This is a genomic window from Paraburkholderia sp. CI2, from assembly GCF_014201055.1.
GTDB classification, from domain to species: Bacteria; Pseudomonadota; Gammaproteobacteria; order Burkholderiales; family Burkholderiaceae; genus Paraburkholderia; species Paraburkholderia tuberum.
The window spans coordinates 565855-592024 of sequence record NZ_JACHDL010000001.1; the positions used below are offsets into that span (position 1 = coordinate 565855).

Below are 26170 nucleotides of genomic sequence, written 5' to 3' on the forward strand. Positions count from 1 at the left end.
ATCAACAGAATTAGAGCGCCGTCATAATTTGAAGTATTCTAATTTCTTCGGTTGTCCGCGCAATTGCCCGGATTTGCATTGTTGCTTGACCTAACCCTTTATTGTCCTATAGTGCCATTTGATCCGCCTCAGAAATATTGTGGGGACGTGTGTGTGTGATATCCCTGAATCTGTAGCCCCAACGATCTGCAACGACAGGAGAAGATGCATGAAAGCAATCCACGCCGTCAAACTGGTCGGTACCGCCCTTCTGATTTCGGGTTCGATTCACGCCTATGCGCAGGCGAGCAACGCTAACGCCCCTGAGTCTGCCCCGACCACGACGCCCGAAGCCCGATCGCATTACAAGTCAATGAAAGCAGCGAACCGGGCGCTACAGCGTCAGGTTCGAAATGCGCTGGTGAAAGATAGGAACATCTCAACGGCCAATATCACAGTTCGCGCCCGCGATGGTGCTGTCACGCTGCAGGGCAGCGTACCGCTTCAGGCAGAAAGCGACCGGGCAACCGAGGTGGCGAAAGGGGTGCCTGGCGTAACTTCGGTCAGGAACGCGCTGTCGATCCGTCCTGTGGGCACCTGAAGCAGTCCTGGACCCCGCTTTGCAGGAAGGCCGGCGCTCTGACCGTGCATTCCATTGAGGGCATAGCCAATGCGGCACATGGTGGCGGGCCGGCTCGACAGCCGGCCTTCGCTATGCGGATATCTTCTCGAGTTCGAGCCCTTTCGTCTTCGGCCCCATCAAGCCAATCGCCAGCATCACGATCAGCATCGCGCCCGCGATGAACACGAACACGCCGGTCGTGCCGAAGTAGCGCAACACGGCCGCGATCAGAAAGGCCGTGAAAATCGCGGAAAAGCGGCTCCACGAGTAGACGAAGCCGACCGCGCGCGCCCGGATGCTGGTCGGAAACAATTCGGCCTGGTACGCGTGATAACTGTACGAAATGATGTTGCCGGCCAGCGTCAGGCACACCCCGAGGCTCACGAGGAGCACCGCACCCGATGCCTGACTGAACCACAACCCGCACACGATATTGACGCCGGCCATCACGACGATCACCGTCTTGCGCTCGAAGCGGTCGCCGATAAACAGCCCGATGATCGGACCGAGCGGCGCGGCCAATGCGATCACGGTCGAATACATCAGGCTCGTCGTGATCGTGATGCCCTGCTTGATCAGAAGCGTCGGCACCCAGTTCGCGAAGCCATAGAAGCCGACCGTCTGGAAGATGTTGAAGATCGTCATCATCAGCGTGCGGCTGCGGTACGGCGGCAGCCACATGTCGCGGAAGCTGCCGCGCGGTGGGATCGGCACCGGCGGCGCCGGCGGCGGCAACTCGCGGCCATATTCGTGACGTACCTTCGCCTCGAGCGCGTTCATCACGCGGTCGGCTTCGGCGAGACGTCCTTGCTGCGCGAGCCAACGCGGGCTTTCCGGCAACGCGCGGCGAATCCACCAGACGAATAGCGCGCCATGCGCGCCGATCAGCACGACCCAGCGCCAGCCGTCCAGACCGAACAGCGTGCGCGGCACCAGCAGAAACGATAGAAACGCAACCACCGGCACGGCCGTGAAGCCGACCGCCTGCTCGCACGCGAACGCGCGGCCGCGGATCTGCTTCGGCACCAGCTCGGAGATGTACGTGCCGATCGTCACCAGTTCGACGCCGATGCCGACACCGGCGACGAAGCGCCAGAAATTAAGGCCCGTCGCGGTCTCCTGAAACGCCATCACGAGGTTCGCCGCGGTGTACCACAGCAGCGACCAGGTGAACACCGCGCGCCGCCCGAAGCGATCCGCGAGGAAACCGCACGCGATCGTGCCGATAAACAGGCCGCCAAACAGCGCGGCGATGAAACTCGCGACGCCGGTCGAGCCGAACAGGCCACGCGTGGTCGCGGTCAACATGCCGCTTTTCACGAGGCCCGGCGCGATATAGCCGGAGTACAGCAGGTCATAGAGTTCGAAGAAGAAGCCGAGGCTCAGCAGCACCACCAGCTTCCAGACGGAGCGCGTGGCGGGCAAGCGGTCGAGGCGCGCCGAAATGCTGCCGGCGTCGAGCGATGCGTGGCCCGCCACCTGCGCGGGCGCGCTGCGCTCGGCGCTGCCGGCCGCGTCAGTGGAATGCGCCACGGTACCGCCGCTGCGCGCGACGGACCCCGCGGGATCGGGGAATGCCATGTTGTCTGTCTCCTTCTGTTGCGACTGCTTTTACGGCAGGGCTGAGCGCTTACCGCGGCCGGTTCGATGCCGGCCTTGCGTCTTGTCGCGCGTCGCACGCGCCACGATGGGTCGGCCGGAGTCCGGCCAGCATTCTAGCCGTGCCCGCGTTGCAATTGTTCGAACGTGGTAATTTTCCCGGCCAGCGCGCTCGCCGCGACCGTGTACGGGCTCGCGAGCCAGACGTCGCCTGGTCCCGAACGGCCGGGGAAATTGCGGTTGATCGCGCTGATCGTCACGTCGTTCGGGTTGGCAGATTGTCCCGGTCCGCAGTTTGCGCACGAGCCGCAGCCAGGCATCACGAGCGTCACGCCCGCGCGCTCGAACACCGGCAGATAGCCCTGCTCCTCGCAATACGCGCGCACCGCCATCGTGCCGAATTGCAGATACAAACGCGTGCGCTCGGGCACCCGTAGGCCGTGCTCGACGCCCCAACGCAGCACCTCGTGATAGAAATCGAAGTCCTCGCGCTTGCCCGCGGTGCACGAGCCGCCGTACGCGATATCGATCGCGACGTCCTGTTCGAGCCGCGGCGCCGGCACGCCATTGCCGGGGTCGCCCGGACGCGCGAGCATCGGTTCGATCGCGTTCGCATCGATATGGATCGTGTCGCGGTAGGTCGCGTCCGCGTCGCTTTTCATCCAGCCTTCCAGCACGAAATCGACGCCGCGCCGCTCCTTCAGGAACGCGACCGTGCGCTCGTCCGGTTCGACGATGCCGGTGAAGCCGCCGAGTTCCGCGACCATGTTGGTCAGCGTCGCACGTTCGTCGATCGACGTCGCGCGCACCGCCGCGCCGCCGTATTCGAACACGAGGCCGATCGCGCCGCCCGAGCGAATCGCCTCCATCCGCAGCAGATGCAGCACGACGTCCTTTGCGGTCACGCCGTCGCGCAACTGGCCGTCGATCTCGATGCGCAGCGTCTCCGGCACTTTGCAGCGCACGTAGCCCGTGACCCAGCTATTGGCGATTTCGGTCGCGCCCGCGCCAAATGCGAGGCAGCCGAGTGCGCCCGAATGCGGCGTGTGCGAATCGGTACCGCATGCTACCTGGCCCGGCAGCGCGTATTGCTCGGCCATCAACGCATGACAGATGCCCTCGGAGCCGGGCACACCATCGAGCGCACCGTGCGAGCGCACCGGGTAGCCGCGCGAAAACGACGTGTGGCCTTCCATCAGATTCGCGACGCCCGGCAACAGACCGTCGCGCACGTGAGGGATGCTCTGCGGCGCGAGCACCAGATGATCCTGGAACGCGATGATGTGATCCGGCGCATGCAGCGGCGCGGGCTTGCCGAACGCCCGATGCATCAGATGCGCGCACATGCCGGTGAAATAGTCGTGGCTGAAGCGCCAGTCGGCGGCGATGAACACGCCGTCGCCGCGCTGCGCGCTCGCGGTGCCCGGATGCAGATGACGGTCGATGATCTTCTCGACCAGCGTTTTCGGCTCGGCGCCCGGCGCCTCGTTCGGGGCATCGCTCGCGCGCGCGCCCGGCGCGGGCCACTGCGCGAACCGGCTATACGCGAGCAGCCCGCCGCTGCGGATGATCTGCTGCGTGAGCGAGTCGCGGCCTTTCAGGAATTCGTCGATCGGCACCGCAACGCCTGCGAGCAAGCGATCGAGCACGGAAAAATCGGTCGTGGTCAGAATGCCGATGTTGTCGCAGTTCTGCTGATAGATACGCTCGAAGCTCTCGGCAACGATCAGGCGAATACCTGCGGACAACTCCGCGAGCGGGCTCGATTCGCGCGACGAGCCCTTGCCGTAGCGCTTGCCGGCCACCGTCACGCGAAAGCCGCCGTCCTTCACCGCATTGCGGCCGATCGGCAGACGCTCGCCGGCCTTGAAGCCGACGTACGGGTACTGGCCGAGGCGCTCGTCGTAGGTGAGCATGACGGTGACGGGCGTGATCTCGTCCGTCGACACGTTGTCGCGCAACGGCCCCGCCGTGTCGCGAGTGAAGTTTTCGCCGGCCAGTTGCGCCTCGATCACGGCCGGGTCTTGCGACAGGTACAGCACGCGGCCGTCCAAACGAATCGTATCGCTCATCACTGCATTCTCCTTGCGCTCACTATACGGTGCGCAAGGCGGATGCCGAAGTGCCGGTGCGGCAATGCTGCCGTCTCGTTTCGCGAATGCTCGATGGCGGAGCCGCGGCGCGGAGTGCGGGTGGTGGAATCGTCTAAGGCGGATTGCCGAGGAACGACACCAGCGCGGCCGCGCTCGCGCTCAACTGCTCGCGCGCCTTGAAGATGATGATCAGATGACGCTCCGCCCACGCATCGGCAAGCGGCAGCAGCCGCACGTCGAGCGTGTTCACGTAGAGCAGGCCGACCGGCTCGGGCACGATCGCGATGCCGAGCCCCGCATGCACCATCCGGCACAGCGCATCGAGACTGCTCACGCGCATCCGCACGTCGAGCTGCTGGCCCGCGCTCGCCGCCTGCTGCGCGAGCAAGCGCGTGAGCGCGCTTTCGCTGCGCAAGCCGACGAAGCTGTCGTGCAACAGATCGTCGAAGTTCACCCGCGCCGCGCTGGCGAGCCGATGCCCACCCGGCACGAGCACCGCGAGCCGGTCCTGCCGGTACGGCACCTGCTCGAACGCCTCGCTGCCAGCAACCGGATTGCAGATGCCGAAGTCCGCGCCGTGTTCGTCGACGATACGCAGCACGTCCGCGCTGTTTTCTTCTTCGAGTTCGATCGCTACATCCGGGAACGCGCGGCCGAACGCGGCCACGTCTTCAGGCAGAAACTGCACGATCGACGACAGATTCGCGACCACCCTCACGCGCCCTTTGACGCCCGTCGAAAAGCGCGACAACTCCGCGCTCATCTGCTCGATATTGCCGATGATCGCGAGCGCGTAGCGCAGCACGGTCTCGCCGACCGGCGTCACGGTAATGCCGCGCGACTGCCGCTGAATCACCGGCAGGCCGATCATCGCCTCGATCTCGGCGATGCGCCGGCTCACCGCCGACGACGCGATGAACTCGCGCTGCGCCGCGCGCGCGATATTGCGCTCCTGGCAAACGGCGACGAACAGACGCAGCGAAGTCAGATCGAGTTTCTTGAGCAGGTTTTCCATGGGACGAGGCGACGGATCTTACGACAATGGCGGCTGATCGCCGGAATCGTGGCCGTTATCGTCTCACGGCACGCGGTGTTGCGCCATTGCGCCGACAGCGGCCCTCACAGCGCATCATGAAAGATGATGCCGACCGTATGCCGATGTCCCGAGCGCAGGCGGCTCACGCCGTGCCGCAGATTCACGCGATACGGCCCGCGCGTACCCTGCACGGGCCGGCTGTTCACGGTGAACACGACCGCGTCGCCCTTCGCGAGCGGCACGACTTCGGCACGCGACTGCATGCGCGGACGCTGCTCGGTCATCACGAACTCGCCGCCTGTGAAGTCGCGCCCCGGCTCCGACAGCAGTACCGCAACCTGCAGCGGGAACACGTGTTCGCCGTACAGATCCTGATGCAAGCAGTTGAAATCGCCCTCGCCGTATTGCAGGATCAGCGGCGTCGGACGCACCTGGCCGGCGTCATGGCAGCGTCGAATGAAATCCGCATGTTTCGGCGGATAGCGCACGTCGATGCCCATCGCCATGTTCCAGCGGTTCGCGACCGGCACGAGATGCGGATAAAGGGCACCGCGCAAGCGGCCGACGAGCGACGGCAGCGGATACGCAAAGTACTTGTATTCGCCGCGACCGAAGCCGTGGCGCGCCATGACGACGCGGCTGCGATAAAGCGCGTCGCGTGTATAGAGCGCGCTCAGCGCGTCGCATTCGCGGGGCGTCAACAGTTGCGGCACGGCGGCGCAGCCGTACTGATCGAGATCGTGTTCGATCCGCGGCCAGTCGAGTGCGTCGACGCGTTGGTCGATCGTTTGGGTGGGAGCGATTGCGTTCATCGTCGATGAGTGGGCGGCGCGGGCTCGTCGCCCGCGCCATCAAGGTAGGTAGCTCGATGAACTTAGTGTACGAGTGTGGTGGCGGGAAAACACTCCGGGTCTTGCGGTCAAATTCAGCCGCACTGCACGGACGGACGATTCACGCTACGCTCTCGGTATCGTTGCGGCCGCACTCGCCGCCGCCGCATCGCACTTCATTCCGCCAGGACAACCATGAAACAGCAGCTCACCATCGATTTTGTTTCCGACATCGCCTGCCCGTGGTGCGCGATCGGCCTGTCGTCGCTGCAGCTCGCGCTCGCGCGGCTTCAGGACAAAATCGACGCGCGCATCGTCGTGCATCCATTCGAACTGAATCCGCAGATGGGACCGGACGGCGAAGACATCGTCGAGTATCTCGGCAAGAAATACGGCCGCACGGCCGCGCAGATCGCCGAAACGCAGGCGATGATCCGCGAACGCGGCGCGAGCGTCGGCTTCGATTTCGGTCCGCGCACCCGCACCTACAACACGTTCGACGCGCACCGCCTGCTGCATTGGGCCGGCCTGAAAGGCCACCAGTTGCCGCTGAAGCTCGCGCTATTGCGCGCGTATCATGCCGACGGCAAGAATCCGGGCAATCATGACGTGCTGGTCGAAGCGGCCCAGTCGGTAGGACTCGACGCCAACGAAGCGCGCGACGTGCTGACGAGCGGCGCGTATGCCGATGAAGTGCGCGAAGCGGAAAAGAACAATCAGGAAATGGGCATTCAATCGGTGCCGTCGATCATTTTCAACCGCCGCTATCTGGTGACCGGCGGCCAGCCGGTCGAGCAATTCGTGCAGGTGATCGAGGAGATCGCGGCGAAAGAGACGGTGTAAGGTTCATCGTCGAAGCGAAGCGTAATGGACGGCCCATTCTGAGCACCTGGCTCACGCATGCACTCGCGAATGCTTGCGTGTTGTCTCTTCAACACATCTGAGCAAAGATAGTCTGGGCCTTATTGTCCAAGCCGTCCCGGCTGCTTGCAACAGGTCTTTCTTATCCCACTGCACGCGCCTTAAAGCCGCCTACAGATAGCTGCAAACGTAGTCCAGCGTTTCGACCACATCGATATCGAAGCGGCTCTTGCCAGGCACCGAGAACGATTCGCCCGCGCCATAGGTCTTCCACTCATCGCTGCCGTCGAGACGGATGCGGCATTTGCCCGCCTGCACTTCCATCAGCTCCGGCGCGTCGGTGCCGAAGTTCAGCATGCCGGGCAGGATCACGCCGAGCGTCTTGCGCGTGCCGTCGGCGAACAGCACGGTGTGCGACACGCACTTGCCGTCGAAGTACACGTTGGCTCGTTTGACAACAGAAACCTGGTCGAATTGCGTTGCAGCCGTCATGGCGGTCTTCCTCTGGATCATCGTGAAGGGAGGCGTTGCGGCCCGGTGGGCGCGGCAGACGGCGCGCGATCCGCGCAAGCCGCCCGCGCAGGGCCCCTGCCGGGCGCGAGCCCGCCATCATACATGGCTATTGATGGCGCCAATACGGTAAAGTCTGCCAGAACCATATCGACACCTACACAGACTCATTCGACCCATGCGCTCTCCCGCTCCTTCCGCCGGCGCCGTATTGTTGTTGATCGATCTGCAACGCGCGATCGATCATCCGAGCTGGGGCGAGCGCAACAATCCCGCAGCCGAGACGCAGGTGAGCCGCTTGCTCGCGCATTGGCGTAGCCGAAGCTGGCCGGTGTGGCATGTGCGGCACGACTCGACGGAGCCTGGGTCGCACTATCGGCCCGGTCAGGCGGGACACGAATTCAAGGCGTCGAACGTGCCGTTGCCCGACGAGCCGGTGATTGCGAAACGCACGAATAACGCGTTCATCGGCACAGGACTCGAGGACCGCCTGCGCGCCGCCGGCCACACGACGCTGGTCGTGGCGGGTGTCATCACCAACAACTCGGTCGAGGCCACGGTGCGAATGGCCGGCAACCTCGGCTTCGATACGTATCTCGTGGCCGACGGCTGTTTCACTTTTGCACGGACCGACTGGCACGGAACGCCGCGCAGCGCCGACGACATTCATGCGATGTCACTGGCCAATCTCGATCACGAGTACTGCACGGTCGTCACGACGGACGCGCTATTGGGCAACGGGCAACCGCAATAGCCGCAACGTCGATCTGCTGCGCGGCGAGCGACAATCAGGTGGTACAGGAGGACTTGTGAGAAAAGACAGCGCGAGCGCCCTGATTGGCGCCATTGCCGCGGCAGCGATTGCGATCGGCACTGCGACCTGTGCGAATGCGCAAACCAGTGGCGGCATGCCGAACGATGCTTCCGCGCAAAGCCAATCCATCGCGGCATCGCCGCCTCGCAACAGACCCGATAGCGAGCTCGCGCGCGACGTGCGGCGCGCGCTCGCACGCACACCGAACCTGCATTCAACGTCGATTCACGTGCAGGCGCGCCGCGGTATCGTGACGCTGACCGGTTGGGTACCGCAGCGCGCTCAGGTGCAACGCGCGGGCAGTGTCGCGAGGTCGGTGCGCGGAGTCAGACAGGTGAATAACCATCTGAATGTGCGCACGAGAGGTGCCAGCGGTCACTAGCGCAAAACGAATAAAAGAAAGTACTCGGCCCGCCACGAATGCGGCGGGCTGAGTACTTTCTATCGACCAATCAATCGATGCGTGCGAGTATTCGCCGCGGCGTTCCATTGCTGCGCAACGCCGCCACGACTCGCGCAATACCTCAACGCCACATACGATAGCTGTAGACCGGCGCGCGATACGCATACACGCGCGGCTGCGCCCAATAGACCGGCGGACGATAAACCTGATAAGCGACAGGCGCGACCGGTTGAACCACCGTTTCCACGACCTGCGGCACTTCATCGTATTGCGCCTGCGGATAAACCGGCACGTACTGCACGGGCGGCTGAGGATAGTCCTGCCGCACGTATACCGGCTGGTTGTCGTAGACCGGCTGCATCTGCGCGTAGGCCGGCGCCTGCTGGTATTGCATTGGCGGCGGCGCGTATTGCGGCTGCTGGTACACCTGCTGATATTGCTGTTGCGGTGGCGGTTGCGGCACCTGACGCTGCGCGTATTGGACCGGCCGCGGCTTCTGAGGCTGCGGCGGAATGCTCGTGTACTTCGAGTTATCGTCTTCGGGAACGCCCGGCGGCAGCGGCGGCACGTCGACCCGCGCGACGTCGGTCCTGGCGGGTTGCCGCTGACCGTGATTGTGCGAGTCGATCATTGCCTGGTAATCGGCCTGATCCTGCTTGCCGCGATTGATATAGCCATTGCGATACGCGCGGGCCACGTCCGACATCTTCGCATTCGGATCTTCTTTCATGCCGTCCGCATTGACCTTGTACTCGTTCGGACTGAGCGAGCCGGCCGGCACCTCGTCGTCGGACGCATAGGCCGCTTCGGGCCCGTCGGCCCACGCTGGATAACACTGCAGCGTTAGCACCGAAGCGACCGTCGTCACCCCGAGCCCCCAAAGCGTCCTTGTTCTCATGATCCACCTCGCGGCCGATTAAGAGTATTGAAAGCCGAAATTTTTACTTGCAGGCGTGGCTATTCGTCTGCGCGTGCAATTGTTATTTTCTAGCACATTCCTTTGACGTCGGCATTATTTTTTCTTTGCAAATGAGCGGTGTAGCGCACGAGTGACACGGCGGGTCCAAAGGCGAGTCAGGAGAAACCCTGAGAGTCAGAGTTGCCGAAACGGACCGTTTGGTACGGCGGCTCCGCACGCCGCCGCGGAGCGATTCTTTTCGCCCTGAATGACGTAGTAGCAACGCGGCCTTTTAGCGCGCCATGTCGTATCAAGCGCCACGCGACAACTCGGCTTTCCCTATTGCGCGCACTACCGTTCTCTGCTCTCGCGAAAGTCAAACAATTCGCATAAAGGACGGTCCGCAATTCACGTTGAATACCTTCCGAAAGATTCGCGGATTACGATCTACTTTATCCTTGCACGCGGCATTCGCTTTGCTGAATACGGACATTTCCGTCCTGTCCCGGAGGCAGCCCATGAAAGACACCGCCACGCCAACCGCCGCGGATCGGGTTCCACTGACCGCCGCGCCTGCATCGAGCGCCGGTGACGACGGCTCGCTGCCGCATCTGCGCGAGATTGCGTCGTTCGGGCACCAGGTGACCGGCGTCGCCGTCGCCGCGGACGGACGCATCTTCGTCAACTTCCCGCGCTGGACAGAAGACGCGCCGATCTCCGTCGGCGTACTCACGCCCGATGGCGACGTCCGTCCTTATCCCGACGATCGATGGAACGGCTGGCGCAATGCCAGGCGTGACGAGTTGAACCCGCAGGATCGCTGGGTCTGCGTGCAGGCGATGCTGTGCGATTGCCAAAACAACCTGTGGGTACTCGACCCCGGCGCGCCGGCCCAGGCGTTCGTCGTGCCGGGTGCCCCTAAACTGGTCCGCATCGATCTTGCGACGGATAGCGTCGTCGGCTGCATTGCGTTCACGCTCGACATCGCGCCTCAGGGCAGCTATCTGAACGACGTGCGCATCAGTCCGGACGGCCGTTTCGCCTACATCACGGACTCTGGAACACGCGGCGCGATCGTGGTGGTCGATCTCGGCACCGGTCAAGCGCGCCGCGTGCTCGACGGGCATCCGTCGACGCAAACGGATCCGGGCGTCACGGTCCATGCAGGCGGCGCACCATTGCGGCGTCCCGATGGACGCGGCGTCGAATTGGCGGCCGACGGCATCGCGCTCACTCGCGATGGACTGTATCTGTACTGGCAGGCGGTGAAGGGCAAAACGCTTTACCGCGTGCCCACCGAAGCGCTTCGCGATACCACGCTCGCGACCGATGAAGTCGGCAACCGCGTCGAGAAAGTGCTCGAGCATCGCCCCGCCGACGGGCTGCACATCGACCGGACGGGACGCCTGCTGATTACCGCGGTCGAAGAACATGCGGTGAAGGTATGGGACGGCGCGACATTGACGACGTTGCTGCACGAGCCCGGCCTGCGATGGCCGGATACGTTCGCGGAAGGGCCGGACGGCACGATCTACCTGACCGATTCACGCATTCCCGAGATGAACTGGTTCAAGCCGGGCCATCCCGACGCGCTGTCTTCGAGGTTGCTGATCATTGCCGACGCCGCTCCGTTAGCGGCGCCGGACACCAAACCGGGCACGCCGCCCGGCTCGCAAAGCGAAGCGGATCGGAACCGCTCACCCGACTGACGCCACACCGCCGCCGCCGTTCGTCCGTGCTGCCCGGCGCGCCGAGACCGGCCGGGAACGCGCCATGCTAGTGCAGGACAAGAGCTGGCGCGCGCCAGCGCGTCTGCCGTACATGCACGCGCCAAACGGCGCCAGGGGTCGAGTGATGATCGGCGAAACCTCATTCGCAACGCGCTGCCCGCCTGAAAACGGACAGCCGATGGAGAACGTCGCATGACGATCGGCTGCCCCGAATGCGGCGCGCTCGAAGACATCCCGCCGCTCACCGCACATACCTACGCGCGTTGCCGCGCCTGTCACTTTCCGCTCGAGCGGCGTAGCGGCCGAAGCCAGACCGCGGCGCTCGCCTGCGCGGCCGCGACCTTCGTATTGCTGTTTCCGGCCAACCTCGCGCCCCTGATGTATGTCCATATGCTCGGCGTCGAACGCTCATCACTGCTGTCGTCGGGCATCGTGGAGATGTGGAACGATGGCTGGTTCATTCTCGCGGTACTGCTCGGCACCTTCGGTATCGTGCTGCCATTCATCCGCTTTGGCGGCCTCGTGATCGTCCTCGCCGCGCTGCGGCTCGGCCGGCGTACCAGAGGAATCGGCGCGCTGTTTCGCTGGACCACCTCGCTCGATATCTGGACCATGCCCGATGTCTATCTGGTCGGCTGCTTCGTCGGTTACGCGCGCGTGACGCAGAATCTGACCGGCACGATCGCCCCCGGCGGCTACTGCTTCATCGCCGCGGCGCTGCTGTCGATGCTCACGCGCGCGTCGCTCGACCGGAGAACGGTGTGGCGCGCGATCGCCGCGGAAAACGAGTTGCCGGAACATGAAGCGCCGCTGTCCTGCACGGTTTGCGATCTGGTCGTGCCGATGTCGCAGGAGGGGCGCCCCTGCCCTCGCTGCGCACTGACGTTGCGCGCTCGCAAAACCGACGCCGTCGTGCGCGCGGCTGCGCTGTCGCTCGCCGCGCTCGTTCTGACGATCCCGGCCAACTTCTTTCCGATGACCACTTCGATGCAACTCGGGCGGACCCACTCAACCCGGATCATCGACGGCGTCTACCAGCTGTTTCACGCTGGCTTGTGGCCGATCGGCATTCTGATCATCTGTACGAGCATCGTCATTCCGGTGGCGAAGATTCTCGGCATGGCATGGTTCGTCGTCTCCGTTCGGCGCCGTTCGCGCCGGCATCTGCGGGTCAAGGCGCATCTGTACCGCCTGATCGACGAACTCGGCCGATGGTCGTACGTCGACGTGTTCACGATCGCCGCGTTCGTGCCGCTGATCCGGTTCGACGGCATCGCCGCGGCCAGACCCGCCATCGGCGCCACCGCGTTCGCGCTGGTCGTGTTGCTGACGATGGCCGCTTCGCGCGCCTTCGACCCGCGCCTGATGTGGGACGTCCACCCGCGGAGCAAGCGATGAGCGGCACGCGTCCCCGTCGTTCGCAGGCCCAGGTGCGGCGCAGCGCGTGGCCCGGCTGGATCTGGGCGGTGCCGGTCGCAGCCTTCGCGATGGCCGGATGGCTCGGCGTTCGCGCGTTGATGCATCAGGGCGAGACGGTCACGGTAACCTTCGACAACGCGTACGGCATGAAGCCCGACGACACGATCGTCACGCTGCGCGGCGTGAAGGTCGGCGCCGTCTCGGAGATTACGCTCGCGCCCGATGGCCAACACGTGAAAGCCGAGCTCAAGATAGATCGCGCCGAAAAAAAGTATCTGCGCAGCGAGACCAGGTTTTTCTTGCGCGGCGCCCACGTTGATCTCAACGATCCGGCGTCGATCAAGGCAGTGCTGTCCGGCCCCGAGATCGTGATGGAGCCCGGGCCCGGCGAGCCGGCATCGCGTTTCGACGGTGTCGATCGCCGCCCCGCGCTCGCGCCGGGGCACGGCCCGGTCGTCACCTATCTGGTGCGCTTCGACGGTGCGGTCGGCGACCTGAAGAGTGGTGCCGATGTGCAATTGCGCGGTTTCGACGTGGGCACCGTCACCAGCGTGCGCCTGAACTACGACGCACGCACGGGCGCGCTGAGCACCCCGGTGCAGATCGCGCTGAACCCGTCGCAGCTTGGCATCGTCGGCGCGCCGCCACCGGCCAACGGGGACTGGCGCCCGCTCGTCGACGGCATGCTCACCCGCCTCGTCGCCACAGGCTTGCGCGCGCGGTTGTCGCAAGATCCGCCGCTCGTCGGCGCGGACAAGATCAACCTCGACTTCGTGCAAGGCGCGCCGGTGGCGACGCTCGCCAGCGAGGACGGCCTGCCCGTCATTCCGAGTGTCGCCGCCGCGAATCTCGACACGACGATGGCCAAGGCCAACGAGGTGATCCAGAAAATCGACGATCTTCCGATCCGGCAAACCGGCGAACAGGTCCGCAGTATCGCGGCGCATATCAACGCGCTCAGTTCCTCGCCTCGGATCAAGGACAGCCTGACGCACATCGACCACTCGGTCGCGCAGATCGATCACACGTTGCAGCAGGTCTCGCCACAGATCGGTCCGCTCGTCGCGCAATTGCGCGACACCGCGAACGCGGCCGATCGCACCATTGCCGCGGCGAACCGGACGCTAGGCGGCGACGCGTCGAGCCAGAACGACCTGCCTGCCGCCATGCAGGAGCTGACCGACACCGCACGCTCGATTCGGGCACTGGCCGACTATCTCGACCGCCATCCGGAGGCGCTGATCCATGGCAGGCAGCAGGAGGCTCAATGATGACGAGGTCCACGTTCCCCGTCGGACGCGCCGTCGCGGCATCGCTCGCGACGAGCGTCAGGACGGCGGCGTTTGTCGTAACCGTCGCGACGATGACGCTCGCCGGATGCGGACACAGCATACCGACACGCTATGTGACGTTGAACCCGATGCCCGCCGACGCGCCGCCCGCCACGGCGCCGATCCCACCGATTCAACTGACCGCCGTGCATATTCCCGCGGTGCTCGATCGGCTCGAAGTCGTCACGCTGGCTTCGCAGAACCGGCTGACGATCGACGATAGCGACCGGTGGGGCGCACCGCTCGCTCAGATGATGCGCAAAACGCTTGCCCAGGACTTGCTCACGCGGCTGCCCGCCGGATCGTTCGTCGTTCCGGATGCACCCGCGCCGCCCGGCACGCGCAGGCTGGTCGTCACCGTGCTGAATGCCACGGCCGACGAGAGCGGCACGCTGACGCTGCAAGCGGAGTGGACGCTGCTGGCCGGGCACTCGGATCAGGCGCCGCTGCGGCAGCAGGTGACGCTCGACTCCGCGATCGATGGACACGATGCGCTCGCGCAGGCGGCCGCGTTGAGCCGCGTTCTCGGCGAACTGGCCGACCGGATCGCGGCGTCGGTCCTCGCGCACTGACCGACGGCGTCGAGTTCGCTGCCCCGCCGATCACGCAGTACCGTTATCGCCTTTCCTTGCGGAAAGCCGGTTGAAACGCTGCTCGACCACGCGTGTTCCCCATTGCGTGCCTTCCGATTCTTCACCTAGCCGAAAGCCGAATGACTCGTACAGATGACGCGCCGCGTCGAGCCGCAGGATGGTCGCCAGATCTTTGGCGCTGATGCCCGGCGACATGCCGATCTCGATCACCGCATGCACGGCCGATGGCGCCAGATCGCTGTCGGCGATGGTCGTGCGCATGAAGCCGAGTTCGCGGACCAGCCGGCGAGAAAACTCGCGGAGTTCGAGTATCGCCGTGTCGCGGGGCTTGGCGGGGGCGTCAAATCGGATTGCCCAGCGGACAGCGCTGCCTTGATGCGCGCCTTGATGCGCGGCCTTTAAACGGCGTCGGGTACCTGACGAGTCTTCAGAAACGCTTCGAGCGTTTCGCCGCGCATGCTCGCGTACACGCCGAGATTGGTGATCTTCACCACGCGCGCGAACTTCTCGAGCACGAAGAAAGACACCCCATAACGGATCAGACCGATCCAGTCGGTGTTGTCGACCAGCGTGCGTTCTTCCGGCGTCAGGCCGGCCGCATCGTATGAGGCGGTGCGGTTTTCGAGCCACAGCGCGCGCGCCGACGCTTCGCGCATCTGCCAGAAAAAGCGGTTCAGGCGCATCGCCTTCATGCTCTGGCGGATATCGAACGGATACGTGCCGGTCAGTTCTTCGACGCCAACCAGTTGCGGATTCATTACGCCACCTCTTCTTCGTAGATCGTCACGGCCATCGCGGTGCTGGTCGCCAGGTAGTAGCTGCGATGCAGTTCGCGGACCTTCTGACCCAGCGCGCCGCGCATCGCGAGCCACATGATCGTCTCGACGCTTTCCGCGCCGCCGAGGCGCACGTAATCGACGTGCTTCATCGCGGCAAGACGCTCCGGATCGCTGACGATCAGGTCGAGGAACTCCATGTCCCATTCGGTGTTGTTGAAGCCGCTGCGTTCGCCATGCACCTGGTGCGACAGCCCGCCCGTGCCGACCACCACGACCTTCAGATCCTGCTCGAACGATTCGATCGCGCGACGCAGCGCCTGGCCGAGCCGGTAGCAGCGATTCGCGGTGGGCAGCGGATACTGCAGCACGTTGACTTCGAGCGGCACCAGCGACAGCGGCCAGCCGCCCTGATGCGGCAGCATCAGCGACAGCGGCGAATTGACGCCGTGATCGAGCGGGCGGTCCTGGAAGACGGTCAGATCGAATTCGTCGGCGACCAGTTGCTCGACGATATGGATCGCGAGATCCGGATGACCGGCGATGTCGGGCAGCGGACGCTTGCCGGCGCCTTCATCGGCGAACTCGTGGTTGGGCGACACGCCGAGCGCGAACGTGGGATAGCAGTCGAAGAAGAAGCTGTTCGCGTGGTCGTTGTAGAACATCACCATCACGTCGGGCTTCTGCTCGGTCAGCCACTGCGCCACCGGTTCATAACCCTTGAACATCGGCGCCCATGCCGGTTCGTTCTGCTTGCCCTTGTCATACGCCAACCCGATCGCGGGTACATGGGACGTGCCGATACCACCAATGATTCTTGCCATATTCGTTCTCTTCCGTCACTTCGTGCTGCTGCCAATCGGATAGGTCGCCAGGTTTACCGCGCTAGTCACCACGACCGTCTTGGGATACAAAGATAGAAATTGTGTCGCGATACGGGAAGCACGGGTATACCTCAGGCAGCGCCGGGTTGACGAGTAAAAGCCCGGCATTTGCGCGGCCGGAGCGCGGATGAAGCGCACCCCGACCCACGCCGCGCAGGGCCCCCCTCGGTATCCCAAGCCCGTGAGGCAAGCCTTCCCCGACGCCTTGGCATCTCGTCACGCGATAAATAAAACAGATGGCCCGGAAAACAACTCGCAACGCACATTTTTAAGGCTTGGAGCGGTGCTGCACGCGTGGCTATACTGCGCTGCTTCCGACGAGCGACGAAACGATGAACGAGACCACCCAGCAAGCGATTGTGCAGACCTTACGCGAGAAGATCCTGTCGGGCGAACTGTCGCCGGGGCAGCGGCTCGTCGAAGCGCAGCTTGCGCAATGGTCGTCGAAAACGACGTGCGCTACGCGCAGATGAACGGCCGCTTTCATGCGCTGATCGTCGACGCGGCGCAGAACCAGGCGGTCACGGCCGCGCTCAGTCTGAACGACAAGGTGCCGTTCGTGTCGCCGTTCACGATCGCGTTCGACGAATCCGCGCGCGAGCGTCAATTCATGATGCTGATGTACGCGCATCGCCAGCATCACGCGATCGTCGACGCGCTGAAAAAAGGCGAAGGCGCGCGCGTCGAGGCGTTGATGAAGGAGCACACGCATATCTCGAAGGAAAGTCTGAATCTGTCGCTGCCGTCGTTGCATCTGATCGCGGGCGCGGCATGAGCAACGACACGCTTTCCGCCGCAACCAGCCAGGCGAGCGCCAAAGCGCCGCTGTCGGTCAGCAGCAAGGACCTGCTCAATCTCGCGCAACTGCGCGCATTCCGGCTCGTCGCCGAGATGGGCAGCGCGACGCGCGCGGCGGCCGCGTTGTTTCGCGCGCAGTCGGCGGTCACGCGCTCCGTGCAGGAGCTCGAGTCGGCGCTCGGCGAACCGCTGTTCGATCGCGGTCCTTCGGGCATGCTGCCCACTCCGGTCGGCCGCGCGGTGCTGCATCGCTGCGAGCGGATCTTCGCCGAACTCGAAGAACTCGCCCGATGGTGCACCGCGCGACAGACGCGCCGCCGGCCCGTCGCGGCAGGCGCATTGCCCGCGTATCTGCTCAACACGCGGCGGTTGCAACTATTCGCGGCGCTCGCTCGGCATCGGCATATGCCGAGCGCGGCAAAAACCTTCGGCATCAGCCAGCCCGCGGTGAGTACCGCGATCCGGGTACTCGAAAGCGGCTCGGGACTGAGTCTGTTTCACCGCAGCCCGCGCGGCATTCTGCTGACGGCCGAGGGCGAAACGTTCCTGCTTCACGTACGCCGCGCGCTGAACGAACTGCGCCACGTCCCCGACGATATCGCCGCATTGCACGGCAAGATTCAGGGCTCGGTGACAGTCGGCGCGTTGCCGCTCGGGCGCACGCTGATCCTGCCGAAGGCGATCGCGCGAATGACCTCGGAGAATCCGGGCGTGCGCGTGGTCACCGACGAAAGCGCATACGAGACGCTCGTGGCCGGTCTGCGCGCGGGCGACATCGATTTCATTCTCGGCGCGCTGCGCGACAACGACGCGACGAGCGGCCTGAAAAACGAGCGACTGATGTCGGAAGACATGGTGGTGCTGGTGCGCCGCGGTCATCCGCTGACTCACGCGCACGATCTGACCATCATGGGTCTGCGCGACGCGCAGTGGATTCTGCCGCGCAGCAACGCGCCGGCGCGTGCGCTGTTCGAAACGCAATTCAAGCGGATGAAGGTGAAGCCGCCTCTGCCGACCGTCGAGACCGCCGACCTCGCGGTGATTCGCGGCCTGCTGCTCGGTACCGACATGGCGGCGGCCTTGTCGGCGCAGCAGCTGCATCATGAGATTCAGTCCGGGCAACTGGTGGTGCTCGATGTACCGCTGCACAACACGCGGCGCGAGATCGGCCTGACGATGCGCGCGGCGGGCACGCCGTCACCGGCCGCGCGCGCATTGATCGACGCGATCCGGCTGTCGGTCGTCGACGTGACGCGCACCGTCAGTATCGGCGCGAACTGAGCACTTCCATTGATCAGGGCAACAAAGAGTTGATGTCGAGTGTGATTTCCCCGATGTACGCGAGGCTTCTTGCGTTGCGCCTGGTTCGTGCGTCCATGGGCATTGGAAAAGGACTTCGTCATAAGCCTGCGAAGACGCGCACCGCATTGGACCGCCGCGCAAGGAACCGTGCCAGTTCCGGCACGAACCGCAAGCGGAAATAGCATAGCGAATGACGCGTTAATGAAGCATCGCCGTATCACCTGCGGCGACAATTCTCCGACAATAGAAGAGCGCGCACCTCACCACGCGGCGCCTCGACGACACCCGGAGAAAACGTAATGAACAAACGCCAGTTCCTGACCAGCGCCGCGGCACTGGGCGCGGCGATCGCGCCCGCATTCGGCGCGAAGCGTGAGCACGCCGAATGCGGGCCGTCTCCAGTCCTCCTGACGATCTCCGGCGCGATCAGGCACAGCAATCGCGGCGCGCTCAATCCGGCTCTCGATCAACTGCTGGCGAAGCATCAGGTGAAGTTTTCGCAAGCGTACGGCGTCGATCTGCCGTGGCTCGCCAGCATGAAGACCGTGACGATCCATCCGACGATCGAATACGATGCGCACATGCATACGTTTAGCGGCCCGCTGCTCACCGACGTGCTCGCAAACGTCGGCGCGCCCGACGCGGGCAGCACGCAAATCGTCATGCATGCGGTCGATGGCTACGCGGTGTTGACGACGCTCGACAAGGTACGCGAGTATCACTTCATCGTCGCGACACAAATGGACGGCAAGCCGCTGACGCTCGGCGGCGTGGGGCCGTTATGGGCGATCTACGACGCCGATCAGATTCCCGAACTCGCGGCCAAGCCACTGAAGGACCGCTTCGAATTGTCGCCGTGGGGCCTGTATCACATGCAGCTCACAGAGGCGTCATAGCGCGCCGCCGAATCGCTCGACGCACGCCTGCCGCACGCGCTCGACCGAGCTCGCCCAGTCCTCGCCCGGCGCGCGCCGGAACAGGCGCAGCGTGTACCGGCGCATTGCGCGCTTCGTCCTCGCCCTGCCCCTTCTGCAAGCTCACGAAGCTCAGGCCGTCATTGCGAATGAAAGGATCGCGCGGTGATGCTAGAATCGCGCCCGTCTTTTCTTCGACGATCATGACTCGACACTCGCGCAACCACCTGACCGCATGGCTTGGCCTCGTCGCCATGTGGCTCGTCGTGTTCGCGCCGCTCATGAGTCAGTTGCTCGAATCGGGCCGCGCCCACGAGCCGATTGCCGCGCTATGTTCGGCGCTTCACCCGGCTGGTGCAAGCAATGTGAGCGATGCGAGCGTCGTCGCTCAAACCAGCCCCGCGCCCGTGCATCTGGGCCACGACGATGCATTCGGCGCCTGCGGCTACTGTCATCTGCTCGAACATCACGTCGCGATGCCGACGCTCGCCGCCGTCGAGCCGCCGGCCGCGCTGCCGCTGGCCGGCACCGCGCCGCCCACGCTGTCCACCCGCTTCACCCCGCTTGGCGCCTTCCCGTCGGGACGTCCGCGCGCCCCACCTGCCGTTTCCTGATCGCTACCGGTTCTGATCGCGCCTTCGTCGCCCACATCGACGAGGCCTGCGATCGCCTGTTCAATGCATCGAGGAAACGCTCATGTTCAACTTCGCGCTGCGAAGGCTCTCTTATTGCGTCCGCCGTGACGCTGTCTTTTCCGCTCATCGCGCGGTTCGTCGTTCCGTTCTTTGGCCCGCGCTCATGCCTGCCTTCGTGCCGGCTTTCGTCGCAACACCCACGCAGGCCGCCGACGCAAACACCGACGCGACGCTGCCCGCCGTCAGCGTCAGTGCGAGCACAAGCGCGAGCGCCGCACCGCGCGCCGTCGACCCGAACCTGCTCGCCTCCGTCGAAACCGTGACGCGCGATCAGTTCGCGAACTGGAACGTCGTCAACACCGAGGACGTGCTCAAGTACATGCCGAACCTGGCGGTACGCAAGCGCTTTATCGGCGATCTGAATTCGATCATCGCGGTGCGCGGCACCGGCAATACGCAGAGCGCGCGCGGCCTCGTCTATGCGGACGGCTTGCTGCTGAGCAACCTGCTCGGCAATAGCTATTCGTTTCCGCCGCGCTGGTCGATGGTGTATCCCGACGAAATCCAGCAGGTCGACGTAATCTACGGGCCGTTTTCCGCGCTGTATCCGGGCAATTCGCTCGGCGCGACCGTGCTGATCAGCACGCGCATGCCAAAGCAGTTCGAGGCCAACGCCGACGTGAAGGCATTCACGCAGCACTTCAGCCTGTTCGGCGTGAACCAGAGCTTCAACGGCAGCGAAGCGAGCGCGTCGATCGGCGATAGCATCGGCAAGTTCTCGTACCGGCTCGGCGTCAATCATCTCGAGAACACGAGTCAGCCGCTGCAATTCGCAACACTCGCTAAATCGACCACGCCCGCCAAGGCCGGCGACACGCCCGTCACCGGCGCCTATTTCTACAACAACCAGACCAATGCGCCGACGGCCGTGCTCGGTGTGAACGGCGAAGGCATCGAGCACACGGTGCAGGACCAGTTCAAGCTGAAGATGCAGTACGACTTCACGCCGACGCTGCAGGGCGGCTTCACGCTCGGCTACTGGCACCAGACGTACAACAGCGAAACATCGACGTTCCTGCGCGACGCGGCCGGCAACCCTGTGTACAGCGGCAACGTATCGATCAACGGTTACCACTACACGATTCCGGCGGCCGCGTTTGCGCCGGGTGTCGGGCACAGCGAGAACTGGCTCTACGGCGTGTCGCTGAAAACGCGCAACGCGACCGGCTGGAACGGCGAGGCGATCGCCTCGTATTACGACATCGGCAATGGCGTCGCACGCACCGCGAATGCCGGCGGTCCGGGCAATGGCCCCGGCACCGTGCTGTTCAACGACGGCACCGGCTGGAAGACGCTGGACCTGCGCGGCACCTATACGCCCGCGACGAACCAGCCAGGACTGGCCAATCACGCACTGAGCGTCGGCTACCACTACGACAACTACTTCGTCGACAACCAGACCTACAACACGCTGAACTGGCGCGACGGCGACGCGACCTCGTTCGCCAACGCGTTCACCGGCAAGACGCAGACGCAAGCTCTTTATGCGCAGGACGCGTGGCGCTTTCTGCCGCGCTGGAAGCTCGTCTACGGCGTGCGCTATGAAGACTGGCAAGCCTACGATGGCGCACAGTCGCTGCCCGGCACGACGATCGCGTACAGCGATGCCAGCCAGCGCCACCTTTCGCCGAAGGCGTCGTTATCGTTCGATGTCAGCGACGAGCTGACTTTGCGCGCGTCGATCGCTCGCGCGTATCGCTTTCCGACCGCGAGCGAACTGTTCCAGGGGCAAATCAACGGCTCCGCGATCGTCAACAACAATCCATATTTGCAGCCCGAAGACGATCTGTCGAAAGAGCTGAGCGCCGAATGGGCGCATTGGAATGGCCTGTTTCGCTTCTCCCTGTTTCAGGACGACGTGAAGAACACGATCTTCAGTCAGACCGACACCACCGTGATTCCGAACGTGACGAACTTCCAGAACATCGGCAAGGTTCGCTCGCGCGGCGTCGAAGCGAGCTATTCGGGCGAGGACGTGTTCGTGCGCGGGCTCGATCTGCTCGCGAGCGTCGCGTACACGCAGTCGAAGATCCTCGAGAACGCACGGAATCCGGCCTCGGTCGGCAAGTACTTCTACCGCATTCCGCTGTGGCGCGCGAATCTTGCCGCGACGTATCACTTCGACGCGCGCGCGGCGCTGACGCTCGCTGCGCGTTACTCGGGTCGTCAATACAACACGCTGACGAATACCGACACGAACCCCAACGTGTTCGGCGGCACCAGCACCTACACGGTCGCCGACGCGAAGTTCACGTTCAAGCCGACGAAGCTCAGCGAACTCGGCATCGGCGTCGACAACCTGTTCGACGCGCGCTACTTCGTCTACCACCCGTATCCGGGCCGCACGTTTTATGTCGAAGCGAAGCTGCATATCTAGGCCTGACGCAAGACGCGGCAAACCGCTTGTCGCACACGAACCATCGACCCATTTGCCCGACGAGGATTTCATGTCCACGACTCGAACCGCCGAACGCGTGCGCGCGCAGAACGGTACAACCGCCGCCGCGAGCGGCCCGACACATCCAGGCTATCGAACACTGTGGCGCTGGCATTTTTACGCGGGCCTCTTCGTGATGCCTTTTCTACTCGTGCTCGCCATCACCGGCACGCTGTATTGCTTCCAGCCGCAGATCGAGCCGCTGCTTTATCGACAGCAACTGGTCGTCGCACCGCAAGCCGTGCCGAGGCTGGCCGACAACGCGCTGCTCGCGAAAGCGCGCGCGGCGATGCCGCCCGGCTCGATCGCGACGACCGTCGTGATCACGCGCGATCCGCAACGCAGCGCGGAATTCGTATTTCGTCTCGCGGACGGCTCGCAGCAGAGCGTCTATCTGAATCCGTATAGCGGCGAGGTGCTGGGCACGCTGAGCGTCGAGCATCGCTTGATGCAGGTGGATCGCATGCTTCATCGCAAGCTGCTGCTCGGCAAGCCCGGCGAACTGCTGATGGAACTGGCCGCATGCTGGACGCTCGTGATGATTGGCACCGGCGTCGCACTATGGTGGCCGCGCGGCAAAACGATTACGCGCGCTGTGCTGCTGCCGCGCCTGGCGCTGAAAGGACGTCCGCTATGGAAAAGTCTTCACGCGGTGATCGGCATCTGGCTCGCCCTTGGCGCACTTGCGTTCGTATTGACGGGGCTGCCGTGGACCGGCTCGTGGGGCAAGCAGTTCAAGGCGTTCGCGACCGCGACGCAGCTTGGCGCTCCGCCGGGCGCGTGGGGCGGTTTGCCGTTGCGCTCCATCGTGCCGGGAACGCCCTCGGACCACCCGGACCACGCGAGCGCCACGCTCGCGCATGCCACGCGCGCCGACATGGGCTCGATGCCCGGCATGGTCATGGACGACCTGCCGTTGCCGCTGACGCCGTGGGCCGCGGGCAACGCGAGCGTGCCCTCTTCCGCGGCCACCGACGCGGCGCAGCCTCTGTCGCTCGGGCATATCGTCGCGCTCGCCGCGTCGCTCGGTATCGCGGACGGCTACCGCATCGTGCTGCCGAACTCCGCAGCCGGCGTCTACACGCTCTCCTGGTTCCCCGCGAATCCCAAAGACGAACGCACGCTGTACGTCGACCAATACAGCGGCGCGATCCTGAAGGACATTCGCTACGGCGATTACGGCGCGATCGCGAAGGCCGTGTCGTACGGCACCTCGCTGCATATGGGTCGCTACTTCGGCGTCGCGAATCAGATACTGTGCGCGGCCATTTCGCTCGGCCTTGGCGCGCTCGCTGTGACCGGCTTCGTGATGTGGTGGAAACGTCGGCCGCCACGCTCGCTCGGCGCGCCGTCGCGCGAGCGCGCCGCGCCGCCGATGCGTGGCTGGAAAACCGGCCTCGCGCTTCTCGGCGTCGTTTTCCCGCTGATGGGCGCAACGCTCGTCGCGGTGTGGCTGCTCGACCGGCTGGTTTTCGGCCGTGACTCACGACCGGAACCGAACGGCGTCGCGTGAGATCAAGACGAGCCGGGGCGCACCGCTTGCGCCCCACGAACGTTTACGATATATTTTGCTCGATTATGATCGATTCACGCCGAAATGGAGACGAGATCCATGCAGCGAACCCGGGAAGATGCAATCAACGGGCTACTGCCCGAGCAGCGCGAAGCACTGATTCTGGAGCGATTGCGCACGCACGGTCGCGTGCTCGCGGCCGAGCTGGCCGCCGAGCTGCAGATCTCCGAGCACACCGTGCGCCGTCATCTGCGCGATCTCGCGGATCAGGGGCACTGCAAGCGCGTGTACGGCGGTGCGCTACTGATGTCGCCCGCCGACAAACCCGCGGCGCTGCGCATGCATGAGGCCGTCGATCGCAAGGCACGCCTTGCCGCGGCGGCCGTATCGATCGTTCGTCCGAAGCAGATCGTGCTGCTCGACGCGGGCACGACGAACGTCGCGATCGCGGCGGCGCTGCCCGACAACGCCGGCCTGAGCGTCGTCACGAATTCGCCCGAGGCCTGCGCGCGGCTGCTGAACCGCCCCGGTATCGACGTGATCCTGATCGGCGGCCGCATCGCCGGCGGCGCGGCGGGCTCGCTCGGCGCGACCGCGCTGCTGCAGATCCAGCAGATCCGCGCGGACCTCTGTTTTCTCGGCGCCTGCGCCTTCGACCCCGACGAAGGCGTCGCCGTATTCGACGCAGAGGACGCCGAACTGAAACGCGCGATGGTCAAAGCGAGTAGCCAGATCGCCATCGCACTGACTTCGGAAAAGCTCATGACAGCGGCGCCGTTCGCGGTAGCGCCTGTTTCGGCCGTCGATTATCTGTTCGTCGAAGCGGACGTGCCGCACGCGCGTGTCGCGAGCCTCCAGGCCGTCTGCGATAACGTGATGACGGCACGCCCATGAACTCACTCGTCAGGGAACGCATCGCGACGCTCGCCGTCTTTCTCGCCAACGGTTTCGGCATCGGCGCATGGGCGGTCGAGGTGCCGCGCATCAAGGAAAGCCTGGCGCTCAGCGACACCTCGCTCGGCATCGCGCTGTTCTGCTTCGCGCTCGGCGCCATCGTTGCGATGCCGCTCGCGGGACAGCTCGCGCCACGCGTCGGCAGCGGCCGCGCCACCGCGCTGCTCGGCGCGGCATTCGCGATCGCGCTGCCGTTGCCCGCGCTCGCGCCGGGCATGCTGACGTTGTGCGTGGTGCTGTTTGCGCTTGGCGCGTCGAACGGCGCGCTCGACGTGTCGATGAACGGACATGCGAGCGCGATCGAAACACGCTGGCGCGCGCCGATCATGTCGTCGTTTCATGCCGCGTGGAGCGCGGGCGGCCTGCTTGGCGCGGCGAGCGGCGCGATGTTGCAGAAAAGCGGCGTCGGCGTCATGGGCGGGCTGTTCGCGCCCGATCTGTTCATCGCGGCCCTGATCATTTTCGCCGCGTCGTTTGCGTTGCGCGATATCGGTCCGCGCGCGGCCGCCGCGTCGAGCGGCTTCGCATGGCCCGACAGCAGCGTGATGAAACTGGCGCTGCTCGCGTTCATGTGCATGCTCGTCGAAGGCGCGGTGGCCGACTGGAGCGCGGTGTACCTGCGCTCCACATTGAACCAGGAAGCGAGCGTCGCCGCGATCGGCTACTCCGCGTTCGCGTTTTCGATGGCGGCCTGCCGGATCGCCGGCGACGCATCGGTGCGGCGCTTCGGTTCGAGCAAGGTCGTCGCGCTCGGCGGTCTGATCGCGCTCGCCGGACTCGCGCTCGTGCTGAGCCTGCCGACGGTGCTGAGCGCGTGCGTCGGCTTCGCGATGGTCGGCATCGGTCTCGCGAATATCGTTCCGGTGATTTTCAGCGCGGCGGGTCGCTCGAGCGCGACGCCGGCGATCGGCGTGTCGATGGCGGCCACGTTCGGCTATGCGGGCTTTCTGGTCGGGCCGCCGCTGATTGGTTTCGGTGCCGGCGTGCTCGGCCTGCGCGCGGCGCTGGGCGTGCTCGTGATGGCCACGCTGATCGTGTCGCTGCTGGGCGGCAAGGCGGTGCGCGCCGCGCAACCCGCGTAGCCAGCGTTATTTCGCTTTCTTGTCGAGCACGGCAAGCGGCTTGCGAACGGGTAACGCATCGCGTGCCGCATGCTGACCCAATGGCCAGCTGAACGCG

The 26170-nt window shown here is 64.6% G+C and carries 23 protein-coding genes and 3 pseudogenes; 17 read left to right on the forward strand and 9 right to left on the reverse strand.

Translation table 11 applies throughout. From position 1 onward, the window contains the following. The first annotated feature begins 208 nt into the window (after nt 1-208). A complete protein-coding gene (locus HDG32_RS02490; RefSeq protein ID WP_018423351.1) occupies nt 209-580 on the forward strand; it encodes a BON domain-containing protein in 372 nt (123 codons plus the stop codon). Between the two features lie 111 nt (nt 581-691). On the opposite strand, the gene HDG32_RS02495 is transcribed toward HDG32_RS02490, so the two are convergent. The 4 genes from HDG32_RS02495 to HDG32_RS02510 all read right to left on the reverse strand — a co-directional run bounded on the left by HDG32_RS02495 (nt 692) and on the right by HDG32_RS02510 (nt 6141). Continuing rightward, nucleotides 692-2182, reverse strand: coding sequence for an MFS transporter (locus HDG32_RS02495; protein ID WP_184062938.1), 1491 nt, complete (start codon nt 2180-2182; stop codon nt 692-694). Nucleotides 2183-2316: 134 nt separating this feature from the next. Further along, entirely contained in the window at nt 2317-4272 is a 1956-nt protein-coding gene (locus tag HDG32_RS02500; RefSeq protein ID WP_184062940.1) for an aconitase family protein, read from the reverse strand. Between the two features lie 133 nt (nt 4273-4405). Then, entirely contained in the window at nt 4406-5308 is a 903-nt protein-coding gene (locus HDG32_RS02505; protein WP_184062942.1) for a LysR family transcriptional regulator, read from the reverse strand. A 104-nt stretch (nt 5309-5412) separates the two neighbouring features. Beyond that, nucleotides 5413-6141: a 2OG-Fe(II) oxygenase gene (locus tag HDG32_RS02510; protein WP_184062944.1), complete on the reverse strand. Its 729-nt coding sequence runs from the start codon at nt 6139-6141 to the stop codon at nt 5413-5415. A 213-nt stretch (nt 6142-6354) separates the two neighbouring features. Between HDG32_RS02510 and HDG32_RS02515 the strand changes: the two genes are divergently transcribed. Next, nucleotides 6355-7002: a DsbA family oxidoreductase gene (locus tag HDG32_RS02515; protein ID WP_184062946.1), complete on the forward strand. Its 648-nt coding sequence runs from the start codon at nt 6355-6357 to the stop codon at nt 7000-7002. Between the two features lie 189 nt (nt 7003-7191). On the opposite strand, the gene HDG32_RS02520 is transcribed toward HDG32_RS02515, so the two are convergent. Then, entirely contained in the window at nt 7192-7512 is a 321-nt protein-coding gene (locus tag HDG32_RS02520) for a pyrimidine/purine nucleoside phosphorylase (protein WP_184062947.1), read from the reverse strand. Nucleotides 7513-7741: 229 nt separating this feature from the next. On the opposite strand from HDG32_RS02520, the gene HDG32_RS02525 reads away from it, so the two are divergent. Beyond that, nucleotides 7742-8284, forward strand: a complete 543-nt coding sequence (locus HDG32_RS02525) for a cysteine hydrolase family protein (RefSeq protein WP_409339998.1) — start codon at nt 7742-7744, stop codon at nt 8282-8284. A 55-nt stretch (nt 8285-8339) separates the two neighbouring features. Next, a complete protein-coding gene (locus tag HDG32_RS02530) occupies nt 8340-8726 on the forward strand; it encodes a BON domain-containing protein (RefSeq protein ID WP_184062951.1) in 387 nt (128 codons plus the stop codon). Nucleotides 8727-8868: 142 nt separating this feature from the next. On the opposite strand, the gene HDG32_RS02535 is transcribed toward HDG32_RS02530, so the two are convergent. Then, entirely contained in the window at nt 8869-9645 is a 777-nt protein-coding gene (locus HDG32_RS02535) for a hypothetical protein (protein ID WP_184062953.1), read from the reverse strand. A gap of 518 nt (nt 9646-10163) precedes the next feature. On the opposite strand from HDG32_RS02535, the gene HDG32_RS02540 reads away from it, so the two are divergent. From HDG32_RS02540 to HDG32_RS02555, 4 genes are all read left to right on the forward strand, one after another. Then, the gene (locus tag HDG32_RS02540; RefSeq protein ID WP_184062956.1) at nt 10164-11354 is read left to right on the forward strand and encodes an L-dopachrome tautomerase-related protein; all 1191 of its coding nucleotides are present in this window, start codon (nt 10164-10166) and stop codon (nt 11352-11354) included. 213 nt (nt 11355-11567) lie between these two features. Then, nucleotides 11568-12773 (forward strand): paraquat-inducible protein A, encoded by a 1206-nt coding sequence (locus tag HDG32_RS02545; protein WP_184062958.1) that lies wholly within the window; start codon nt 11568-11570, stop codon nt 12771-12773. After that, complete coding sequence (locus HDG32_RS02550; RefSeq protein WP_184062960.1) at nt 12770-14065, forward strand: MlaD family protein; 1296 nt, start codon at nt 12770-12772, stop codon at nt 14063-14065. Before HDG32_RS02545 ends, HDG32_RS02550 begins: the two co-directional genes overlap by 4 nt. Next, the gene (locus tag HDG32_RS02555; RefSeq protein ID WP_184062962.1) at nt 14062-14697 is read left to right on the forward strand and encodes a membrane integrity-associated transporter subunit PqiC; all 636 of its coding nucleotides are present in this window, start codon (nt 14062-14064) and stop codon (nt 14695-14697) included. The genes HDG32_RS02550 and HDG32_RS02555 overlap by 4 nt, the downstream gene beginning before the upstream one ends. Nucleotides 14698-14862: 165 nt before the next feature. On the opposite strand, the pseudogene HDG32_RS36125 reads toward HDG32_RS02555, so the two are convergent. The 3 genes and pseudogenes from HDG32_RS36125 to HDG32_RS02570 form a co-directional block, all read right to left on the reverse strand. Beyond that, a pseudogene (locus HDG32_RS36125) lies at nt 14863-15069 on the reverse strand (MarR family transcriptional regulator); the annotation flags it as partial. A gap of 47 nt (nt 15070-15116) precedes the next feature. Beyond that, nucleotides 15117-15476: a protocatechuate 3,4-dioxygenase gene (locus HDG32_RS02565; protein WP_090806862.1), complete on the reverse strand. Its 360-nt coding sequence runs from the start codon at nt 15474-15476 to the stop codon at nt 15117-15119. After that, a complete protein-coding gene (locus tag HDG32_RS02570) occupies nt 15476-16318 on the reverse strand; it encodes a gallate dioxygenase (RefSeq protein ID WP_184062964.1) in 843 nt (280 codons plus the stop codon). The genes HDG32_RS02565 and HDG32_RS02570 overlap by 1 nt, the downstream gene beginning before the upstream one ends. Before the next feature lie 368 nt (nt 16319-16686). On the opposite strand from HDG32_RS02570, the pseudogene HDG32_RS37160 reads away from it, so the two are divergent. The 9 genes and pseudogenes from HDG32_RS37160 to HDG32_RS02610 form a co-directional block, all read left to right on the forward strand. Beyond that, nucleotides 16687-16818: pseudogene (locus HDG32_RS37160) on the forward strand (GntR family transcriptional regulator); the annotation flags it as partial. Between the two features lie 8 nt (nt 16819-16826). After that, nucleotides 16827-17153, forward strand: a pseudogene (locus HDG32_RS02575) (FCD domain-containing protein); the annotation flags it as partial. Continuing rightward, nucleotides 17150-18457: a LysR family transcriptional regulator gene (locus HDG32_RS02580; protein WP_184062966.1), complete on the forward strand. Its 1308-nt coding sequence runs from the start codon at nt 17150-17152 to the stop codon at nt 18455-18457. The pseudogene HDG32_RS02575 and the gene HDG32_RS02580, both read left to right, overlap by 4 nt. 320 nt (nt 18458-18777) lie before the next feature. Further along, nucleotides 18778-19374 carry a molybdopterin-dependent oxidoreductase gene (locus HDG32_RS02585; RefSeq protein ID WP_184062968.1) on the forward strand — a complete coding sequence of 199 codons (597 nt, stop codon included), beginning with the start codon at nt 18778-18780 and terminating at the stop codon, nt 19372-19374. A gap of 221 nt (nt 19375-19595) precedes the next feature. Then, nucleotides 19596-20006, forward strand: coding sequence for a DUF2946 domain-containing protein (locus HDG32_RS02590; RefSeq protein WP_184062969.1), 411 nt, complete (start codon nt 19596-19598; stop codon nt 20004-20006). A gap of 184 nt (nt 20007-20190) precedes the next feature. Continuing rightward, complete coding sequence (locus HDG32_RS02595) at nt 20191-22464, forward strand: TonB-dependent receptor (RefSeq protein ID WP_260335502.1); 2274 nt, start codon at nt 20191-20193, stop codon at nt 22462-22464. A 70-nt stretch (nt 22465-22534) separates the two neighbouring features. Then, nucleotides 22535-24037, forward strand: a complete 1503-nt coding sequence (locus tag HDG32_RS02600; RefSeq protein WP_184062973.1) for a PepSY domain-containing protein — start codon at nt 22535-22537, stop codon at nt 24035-24037. A 99-nt stretch (nt 24038-24136) separates the two neighbouring features. After that, entirely contained in the window at nt 24137-24931 is a 795-nt protein-coding gene (locus HDG32_RS02605; protein WP_184062975.1) for a DeoR/GlpR family DNA-binding transcription regulator, read from the forward strand. Then, nucleotides 24928-26073 carry an MFS transporter gene (locus HDG32_RS02610; protein WP_184062977.1) on the forward strand — a complete coding sequence of 382 codons (1146 nt, stop codon included), beginning with the start codon at nt 24928-24930 and terminating at the stop codon, nt 26071-26073. The genes HDG32_RS02605 and HDG32_RS02610 overlap by 4 nt, the downstream gene beginning before the upstream one ends. Nucleotides 26074-26170 lie beyond the last annotated feature (97 nt).